General features: G+C 73.5%; 7 protein-coding genes. 2 read left to right on the plus strand and 5 right to left on the minus strand.

Going from position 1 to position 8379, the window contains the following annotated elements; all coding sequences use genetic code 11:
- Positions 1–121: 121 nt before the first annotated feature.
- The 5 genes from hutH to ACFCV8_RS34195 all read right to left on the minus strand — a co-directional run bounded on the left by hutH (position 122) and on the right by ACFCV8_RS34195 (position 6245).
- Positions 122–1672 carry a histidine ammonia-lyase gene (gene hutH, locus ACFCV8_RS34175; protein WP_376689401.1) on the minus strand — a complete coding sequence of 517 codons (1551 nt, stop codon included), beginning with the start codon at positions 1670–1672 and terminating at the stop codon, positions 122–124.
- Between the two features lie 109 nt (positions 1673–1781).
- On the minus strand, positions 1782–2939 hold the full coding sequence (locus tag ACFCV8_RS34180; RefSeq protein ID WP_376689402.1) for a diguanylate cyclase domain-containing protein: 1158 nt from the start codon (positions 2937–2939) through the stop codon (positions 1782–1784).
- Between the two features lie 118 nt (positions 2940–3057).
- A complete protein-coding gene (locus tag ACFCV8_RS34185) occupies positions 3058–3870 on the minus strand; it encodes an enoyl-CoA hydratase/isomerase family protein (protein WP_376689403.1) in 813 nt (270 codons plus the stop codon).
- An 84-nt stretch (positions 3871–3954) separates the two neighbouring features.
- Positions 3955–5127, minus strand: a complete 1173-nt coding sequence (locus ACFCV8_RS34190; protein WP_376689404.1) for an adenylate/guanylate cyclase domain-containing protein — start codon at positions 5125–5127, stop codon at positions 3955–3957.
- Between the two features lie 251 nt (positions 5128–5378).
- Positions 5379–6245 carry a biotin--[acetyl-CoA-carboxylase] ligase gene (locus ACFCV8_RS34195; protein ID WP_376689405.1) on the minus strand — a complete coding sequence of 289 codons (867 nt, stop codon included), beginning with the start codon at positions 6243–6245 and terminating at the stop codon, positions 5379–5381.
- 184 nt (positions 6246–6429) lie between these two features.
- Here ACFCV8_RS34195 and ACFCV8_RS34200 point away from each other — a divergent pair, with 184 nt between their 5' ends.
- Together ACFCV8_RS34200 and ACFCV8_RS34205 are read left to right on the plus strand one after the other, a co-directional pair.
- Entirely contained in the window at positions 6430–8013 is a 1584-nt protein-coding gene (locus ACFCV8_RS34200; RefSeq protein WP_376689406.1) for an acyl-CoA carboxylase subunit beta, read from the plus strand.
- 14 nt (positions 8014–8027) lie between these two features.
- Complete coding sequence (locus ACFCV8_RS34205; RefSeq protein WP_376689407.1) at positions 8028–8249, plus strand: acyl-CoA carboxylase epsilon subunit; 222 nt, start codon at positions 8028–8030, stop codon at positions 8247–8249.
- The last annotated feature ends 130 nt before the right edge of the window (positions 8250–8379 follow it).

The following is an 8379-nucleotide window of genomic DNA, read 5'->3' on the forward strand; positions in this document are numbered from 1 at the left end:
GCGCTCCTTCCCCAGGAGCGCCGGGCGCGGGCCCTTCGCCGTCACCGGCCGCTACCGGCGCCCGTCCCGTCGGACCGCCCCCGCCCCGGGCCTCCCGGCCCGCCCGGACCGGCGTTTCCGCTCAGGCCAGCGGACCGGTCACCGACTCGACCGCCTCGACCAGCTTTCCGGCCCGTACGAACGCGTCGGCCCCGGCCAGGTCCGGCGCGAGGAAGCGGTCCGGCCCCGGTCCCTCGACCCCGGCCGCCCGCAGCGCCTCGACGGCGGCCCGGGTGGCGGGCGCGGGCACCAGGCCCTGCGCGGCGCGCAGTTCGACGGCGCGGGTCGCCGCGTAGAGCTCGACGGCCACGATCCGGGTGAGGTTGTCCACGGCGGTACGGAGCTTGCGCGCCGCCGACCAGCCCATCGACACATGGTCCTCCTGCATCGCGGAGGACGGGATCGAGTCGGCCGAGGCGGGCACCGCGAGCCGCTTCATCTCGCTGACCAGGGCGGCCTGGGTGTACTGGGCGATCATCAGGCCCGAGTCCACCCCGGCGTCGTCGGCGAGGAACGGCGGCAGCCCGTGCGAGCGGTTCTTGTCCAGCAGCCGGTCGGTGCGGCGCTCGGCGATGGAGCCCAGGTCCGCGGCGACGATCGCCAGGAAGTCGAGCACGTACGCGACGGGGGCGCCGTGGAAGTTCCCGTTCGACTCGACCCGCCCGTCGGGCAGGACCACCGGGTTGTCGACGGCGGCGGCCAGTTCGCGCGCGGCGACGGTCGCGGCGTGGTCGAGGGTGTCCCGGCCCGCGCCGTTCACCTGGGGCGCGCACCGCACCGAGTAGGCGTCCTGGACACGGGGCGCGTCGTCCTGATGGTGGCCGGTGAGGCCGGAACCGGCCAGCACCCGCAGCATGTTGTCGGCGCTGGCGCCCTGGCCGGGGTGCGGGCGGATGGCGTGCAGCTCCGGGGCGAGCACCTTGTCCGTGCCGAGCAGCGCCTCCAGGGAGAGGGCGGCGGTGATGTCGGCGGAAGTGTAGAGGCGGCGCAGGTCGGCCAGGGCCATCACGAGCATGCCGAGCATGCCGTCGGTGCCGTTGAGAAGGGCCAGGCCCTCCTTCTCGCGCAGCTCGACGGGGGTGATGCCGTGGGCGGCGAGCAGCTCGCCGGCGGGCCGCACGGTGCCGTCCGGGCCCTCCGCCTCGCCCTCGCCCATCAGCGTCAGCGCGCAGTGCGAGAGCGGGGCCAGGTCGCCGGAGCAGCCCAGCGAGCCGTACTCGTGGACGACCGGTGTGATGCCCGCGTTGAGCACGTCGGCCATGGTGCGCGCGACCTCGGGGCGTACGCCGGTGTGCCCGGAGGCGACCGTCTTCAGCCGCAGGAACATCAGCGCGCGCACGACCTCGCGCTCGACGCGCGGCCCCATGCCCGCGGCGTGCGAGCGGACGATGTTGCGCTGGAGCTGGGCCCGGAGGTCATGGCCGATGTGCCGGCTGGCCAGCGCCCCGAAGCCGGTGGAGACGCCGTACACCGGCTCGGGCTTGGCGGCGAGCGCGTCCACGATCCCGCGGGCGGCGGCGAGCGCGTCGAGGGCCGCCGGCGCGAGCTCGACACGGGCGTTGCCCCGGGCCACGGCGATGACGTCCTGGGCGGTGGTACCGGACGTCCCCACCACGACTGTGTGCATATCCATATTCAGCAGCGTACGGATTGAATCCCTTCATGTCACTAGTGGTCGTTCGGTTGACCCCTTACCCGCCGACGGCCCCCGCGGGGCGACCGCCCCGCCGCCGACAGGCCGCTCAGGGGTGGCTGCCGCGCAGGTGGCGGCGGTCGTGCCCGTGCCGGGGCGGGGCGTCGGCCAGCCGGATCGCCTCGTCGTCGCGCCCCGCCACCACCGGCCCCGCCGAGCGGGCCGCCTTGGCCCGGTACTGGGCCGCGTCCGCCAGCCGGAACAGCCGCCGCGCCGACACCACGGGCCCGACCGGGTCCCCGGTCGACGCGATCCCGCACGCCACCCCGTCACCCAGCTCCAACTCCGCGGCCCGGTCGCAGAGTTCGGTGGCCACCCGGATCACCTCGTCCTCCTCGGACCCCACCGCGAGCAGGCAGAACTCGTCCCCGCCGAGCCGTGCCGCCAGCGCCCCCGGCAACATCGCGCCGCACCGCGACAGCACCGAGCCGAAACGTTCCAGCAGTCGGTCGCCCACCGCATGGCCGTGGGTGTCGTTGACCCGCTTCAGCCCGTTCAGGTCGCACACCACCAGGCTGACCACCGAACCGTCCGCCCGGTGCCGCTCCACCGCCTCCTCCAGCCGGACGTCCACGGCGCGGCGGTTGGCCAGACCGGTGAGCGGGTCGGTGAAGGCGAGCCTGCGCACCTCCTCCAACCGCTCGGACTGGGAGATCCCGGCGGCGACGACCGCCGCGAGGACGGTCGCGAAGGCCGCGTCCGCCCGGTCGAACACCGGCGCCCCCAGCGGCCGCGCCACGTACAGCTCGCCCCAGGCCCGGCCGTGCAGCACGACCGGCGCGACCACGCAGCAGCCCCGCCCGCGCCGGCGCAGCGCGGCCACCCGCTCGCGCCCGTACCCGCTCCCGTACTCCGGCCCGGCCGACGGCGGCCCATCCACCGCACCGTCCGCGGTCTCCACCCAGGCGTCCGGCTCACCGCCCCCGGCCCACCGCTCGTGCAGGAACTCGGTGATCTCCGGGAAGCGGTGCACCGGGTACACCTCCTCCCCGGGGAACTCCTCCTCCCCCTCGGCCCGTTCGCCCGCGTTCACCAGCACGCGAAGCCGGCCGGGCCCGCGCTCCCACACCGAGAGCGCGGCGAAACTGCCGCCCAGCGCCTCGCACGCGCCCAGCGCGGCGGCCCGCCACGATCCCCGTGCGGTGTGCGCCGCCGCCATCGCCTGGGCCAGCGCCACCACGGCCCGCAGCCGTGCATCATCACCCATCGCTACAGCTTATGTACCTTTGCGGAGATTCGATCGGTTTCAGTGGCACAGCGCGTGATCTTCACACGATGCACCGTCACGCAACGCGATCACTCCGGGCCTGGCGGGCCGGAACGCGTCACTCACCGGGCCAGTTCGGCTTCCGCTTCTCGTTGAACGCGGCGACTCCTTCGGCCCGGTCGCCGGAGAAGGCTACCGACCGCCAGGCGGCGTCCTCCACTTCGAGCCCGGCCCGCAGATCGAGACCGTGGCCCAGCCGCAGCGCCCGCTTGGCCGCCCGCAGCCCCACCGGGGAGTTGGCGGCGATCCGTCCGGCCAGCTCCAGCGCGGCCGTCCGGTCCTGCCCGGCCTCCACCAGTTCGTCGACCAGCCCGAGTCCGTGTGCCTCGGCCCCCTCCAGCCGCCGGGCCGAGAAGACGAGTTCGGCGGCGCGCGCCGCACCGACCCGCCGCGGCAGCAGCTGCGTACCGCCACCGCCCGGGATGACCCCGACCGACACCTCGGGCAGTCCGACCACGGCGGTGCGGTCGGCGACGATCAGGTCGCAGGACAGCGCCAGTTCGAAGCCGCCGCCGAGCGCGAAGCCGTGCACGGCCGCGATGGCCGGCATCGGCAGCTCCAGCACCCCGGTGTACGCGGCACGGGCGGTGGGGCGCTGGCGCAGCAGCTCGGCGTCGGTGAAGGAGTTCCGCTCCTTCAGGTCCGCGCCCACGCAGAAGGCCCGCTCGTGGCTGGAGGTGAGGACGGTGACGCGTACGCCGGGGTCGGCGGCGAGCGCGTCGCAGGCGGCGGCGATCGAGCGGGCCATGTCCGTGGACACGGCGTTCATCGCCTTCGGGCGGTCGAGCACCAGCTCCGCGACGTGCTCCTGCCCCTCGTGGACCCGTACGACGACGAACTCCCCGAACCGCTGCTCGGACGTGACGACCATGACTTCACCCCTCCGGTTAACGAGCGTTACCGGGGGATCCTATGTCGCGTCCTCGACAACCGCCCGGGGGCGGGGCCCCGGGGGTCAGGTGGTCGTGCGGCGCGCCAGCAGCCAGGGCTCCACCACGCCGAGCCCGCGCACCGGGCGCTGCCACATCGGCTGGAGCCCGTAGCGGTACGTGGGGACGGAGACCGGCCCGCCGCCCTCGCGGCGCTCCTTCTCGGCCACCGCGGCCTGCTCCGCCGCCGCCACCTCGGAGGCCGGGGCATCCCCCGTGCGGGTCAGCTCCTCGGCGAAGGCGCCGTCCACCAGCACGGCGTCCTTCGGCGCTATCGAGGTCAGCCGGCTGGCGAGGTTCACCGTCGTGCCGAAGACATCGCCCATCCGGGTGGTGACGGTGCCGAAGGCGATGCCCACGCGGAGGGCGGGCATCGTCTCGTCCGGGGTCATCGCCTCGATCAGGCGCAGCGCGATCTCGGCGGCGGTGCCCGCGTCGTCGGCGGCGAAGAGGACCTCGTCGCCGAGGGTCTTGATGAGGCGGCCGCCGTGCGCGGCGACCAGGTCGGCCGCGGTGGTCTCGAAGGCCTCGACGAGCTCGCCGAGCTCCTCCTCCTCCAGCCGCCGGGTCAGCCGGGTGAACCCGACGAGGTCGGCGAAGCCGACGGCGAGGCGCCGGTCGACCATCTCCTCGTCGTCGGCGGCCTGCACGACCCGCCCGGTGGCGGCGGCCAGCTGGCGCCGCCACACGTAGACCAGGAACTCCTGGAGCTCCGGCAGGAGCAGCTCGACCAGCGGGTACGTGACCTCGGTGCGGGTCATCCCGGGCTCGGGCGGCTCGGTCAGCCCTTCCAGGAAGGAGTCGATCTGCCACTCCGCGAGGCGGGCGGTGGTCTGGCCGGTGGACCGGGCCACCTGGATCGCCATCGGCTCGCTGAGCAGCCCCGCCTCGACGAGACCGGCGAGCCGCCGCAGCGCCAGCACGTCCGCCTCGGTGAGCGCCTTGGCCTGTCCGATGTCGGCGAAGCCCATGGCCCGCCAGAACCGGGAGGCCAGGTCCATCGAGACCCCGGCGGTCCGGGCCGCCTGGAACGGGGTGTAGCGACGGTCGGCGCCCAGGATCAGCTGTTCCAGCCGGATCGCGAGGGGGTCGTCGGTCGGCTCCGCCGTATGGTCGACCTCGTGATGCGGTGTCGCGTGGACCGAGGGTTCCGACGGGGGCTGTGAGCCCGCACCGGAGGTCGTGTCGTCGACGGTCACCAGCCGCCTCCTGCCCGTTCCCTGCGCACTGCCCTGCCGATCTGTCCGCCGGTGGATCGACTCAACGATACGGCAGGTGTGCCGTGGCTCACGCCCGTACGGCATCCCGGAATGTTTCCGGGCGGGCCCCGGGACGTGGGGGTTTCGGCCGGGGCGGGGGCGGCGGGAGGTGTGCGGGAGGGCGTTGATTCACCCCTCGGGGTGTCCCGGGGCGGCCGTGGGGCCGCCTCCCGGGAAGCCCCGCCGCCCGTTCAGACCAGGCCGCCCGCCACACCCCGGAGGTGGACGATGTCCCCGGCCGACACGGCCTCCCGCGCGCCGTCCGGCGTCGCCACGACCAGCCGCCCGTCCCCGTCGATCGCCACGGCCTCGCCGCCGAGGGTCCGGTCGCCCGGCAGCTGGGCCCGCACCGTCCGGCCGAGGGTCGCGCAGCCCGCCGCGTACGCCTCCTGGAGGCCGCTGGCCGCCGCGTCGCCGCCCGCCGCGCGCCACTGGCCGTACCAGTGCTCCAGGGAGCGCAGCACGCCCCGCAGCAGCGTCTCGCGGTCGGTGGAGACGGCCCCGGCCAGGGCCAGCGAGCCGGCGGTGGGGGACGGCAGCTCCTCCGCGTGCAGGGAGACGTTGAGCCCCATGCCGATGACGACGCCGTTCCCGGCGCGCTCGGCCAGGATGCCGCCCGCCTTGCGCTCGACGCCGTCCACCGTGACGAGCAGGTCGTTGGGCCACTTCAGCGCCGTGTCGACGCCCGCCGCCCGGGCCAGCCCGGTCGCCACGGCGACCCCGGTCAGCAGCGGCAGCCAGCCCCACCGCTCGGCCGGGACTCCGTCCGGCTCCAGGTAGACCGAGCAGAACAGCCCCGAACGGGCCGGGGCCGTCCAGGTGCGGTCGAGCCGCCCCCGCCCCGCCGTCTGCTCCTCGGCGACCAGCACGGTGCCCGCGTCGAGGCCGCCGGCCGCGCGGCGGGCGAGATCGGAGTTGGTGGACCCGGTGCTCTCCACGACGTCGAGCGAGGTCCACAGGCTGCCCGGGAGCAGCAGTCCGCGGCGCAGCGCGGGGACGTTGAGGGGCGGCCGGTCCAGGTCGGACCAACGGCTCCGTGGCGTATCCGAAGGTGTCATGCAAGCCAGACTAGGTGTGGCAAACGACGCACTGCCGAACCGTATCGGCGCCGATACGCTACGGATCAGTAGGTGTTCACCCCCTGATCAATGGGTGTCCAGCCCCTGATCAGCACATGGGTGTCCAGCACCCGATCAGCAGCAGCACAGTCGTCCCCGTGACCAGGCAGGGAGCCGCCACCCGATGTCCGAGCCGGAAGAGACCGACATCCACACCACCGCGGGCAAGATCGCGGACCTGCAGCGCCGTATCGACGAGGCGACGCACGCGGGATCCGCGCGGGCGGTGGAGAAGCAGCACGCCAAGGGCAAGTTGACCGCGCGGGAACGGGTCGACCTGCTGCTCGACGAGGGTTCCTTCGTGGAGCTCGACGAATTCGCCCGGCACCGTTCCACCAACTTCGGCATCGAGAAGAACCGCCCGTACGGCGACGGTGTCGTCACCGGTTACGGCACGGTCGACGGCCGCCCGGTCTGCGTCTACTCGCAGGACTTCACCATCTTCGGCGGCTCGCTCGGCGAGGTCTACGGTGAGAAAATCGTCAAGGTGATGGACTTCGCGCTGAAGACCGGCTGCCCGGTCATCGGCATCAACGACGGCGGCGGCGCGCGCATCCAGGAAGGTGTCGCCGCGCTCGGCCTGTTCGCCGAGATCTTCCGCCGCAACGTCCACGCCTCCGGCGTCGTCCCGCAGATCTCGCTGATCGTCGGCCCCTGCGCGGGCGGGGCGGTCTACTCCCCCGCGATCACCGACTTCACGGTCATGGTCGACCAGACCTCGCACATGTTCATCACCGGCCCCGACGTCATCAAGACGGTCACCGGCGAGGACGTCGGCTTCGAGGAGCTGGGCGGCGCGCGCACCCACAACACCACCTCCGGGGTGGCGCACCACATGGCGGGCGACGAGAAGGACGCCATCGAGTACGTCAAGTCGCTGCTGTCGTACCTGCCTTCCAACAACCTGTCCGAGGCGCCCGCCTTCCCGGAGGCCGCGGATCTCGCCACCACGGACGAGGACCGCGAGCTCGACACGCTCATCCCGGACTCGGCGAACCAGCCGTACGACATGCACAGCGCCATCGAGCACGTGCTGGACGACGGCGAGTTCCTGGAGACCCAGTCCCTGTTCGCGCCGAACATCATCACCGGCTTCGGGCGCGTCGAGGGCTACCCGGTCGGCATCGTCGCCAACCAGCCGATGCAGTTCGCCGGGTGCCTGGACATCAACGCGAGCGAGAAGGCCGCCCGCTTCGTCCGCACCTGCGACGCGTTCAACGTGCCCGTGCTGACCTTCGTCGACGTCCCCGGCTTCCTGCCCGGCGTCGACCAGGAGTACGGCGGCATCATCCGGCGCGGCGCCAAGCTGATCTACGCCTATGCCGAGGCGACCGTCCCGCTGATCACCGTGATCACCCGCAAGGCGTTCGGCGGCGCGTACGACGTCATGGGCTCCAAGCACCTGGGGGCCGACATCAACCTCGCCTGGCCGACCGCGCAGATCGCCGTGATGGGCGCGCAGGGCGCGGTGAACATCCTGCACCGGCGCACCATCGCCGCCGCCGAGGATCAGGACGCCACCCGCGCCGAGCTGATCGCCGACTACGAGGACACCCTGCTCAACCCGTACGTGGCGGCCGAGCGCGGCTACGTCGACGCGGTGATCATGCCGTCCGACACCCGTGCGCACATCGTGAAGGGGCTGCGCCAGCTGCGGACCAAGCGGGAGTCGCTGCCCCCGAAGAAGCACGGCAACATCCCCCTCTAGAAAGGGTCCTGGCCATGATCAAGGTCGTACGGGGCAACCCGACCCCCGAGGAGCTGGCCGCCGCGCTGGCGGTGGTGCGGGCCCGGGCGGCGACGGAGGTGCCCGGCACCTCCGCGCCGGACGGGGTTCCGGCGGCGCCGCTGCCCGGCCAGTGGTCCGACCCGGGGCGCATCGCCCGGAGCACCCGGCACCTGCCGGGGCCGCGGGCCTGGGCCCGGACGTACTGGCCCGGATAGGACGCGAGCGCCCGTGCGCCTGAGTACCCGTACTCAGGCGCCCCGGGCCCCCGGGGGGGCCGGTTCGTGTGCATGCGGTGGTCCGAAACGGGGGGGGGTCGTATAAAAAAAAGAAGCAGCCCACGAAGGA

Origin of the sequence: Streptomyces sp. NPDC056347 (assembly GCF_042262625.1) — a bacterium.
GTDB lineage: Bacteria > Actinomycetota > Actinomycetes > Streptomycetales > Streptomycetaceae > Streptomyces.

Coding starts and splice junctions, on each gene's coding strand:
- ACFCV8_RS34180 (WP_376689402.1), bottom strand. CDS start 2,939: ATGGGTGATGATGCACGGCTGCGGGCCGTGGTGGCGCTGGCCCAGGCG.
- ACFCV8_RS34185 (WP_376689403.1), bottom strand. CDS start 3,870: ATGGTCGTCACGTCCGAGCAGCGGTTCGGGGAGTTCGTCGTCGTACGG.
- ACFCV8_RS34200 (WP_376689406.1), top strand. CDS start 6,430: ATGTCCGAGCCGGAAGAGACCGACATCCACACCACCGCGGGCAAGATC.
- ACFCV8_RS34205 (WP_376689407.1), top strand. CDS start 8,028: ATGATCAAGGTCGTACGGGGCAACCCGACCCCCGAGGAGCTGGCCGCC.
- hutH (WP_376689401.1), bottom strand. CDS start 1,672: ATGGATATGCACACAGTCGTGGTGGGGACGTCCGGTACCACCGCCCAG.
- ACFCV8_RS34195 (WP_376689405.1), bottom strand. CDS start 6,245: ATGACACCTTCGGATACGCCACGGAGCCGTTGGTCCGACCTGGACCGG.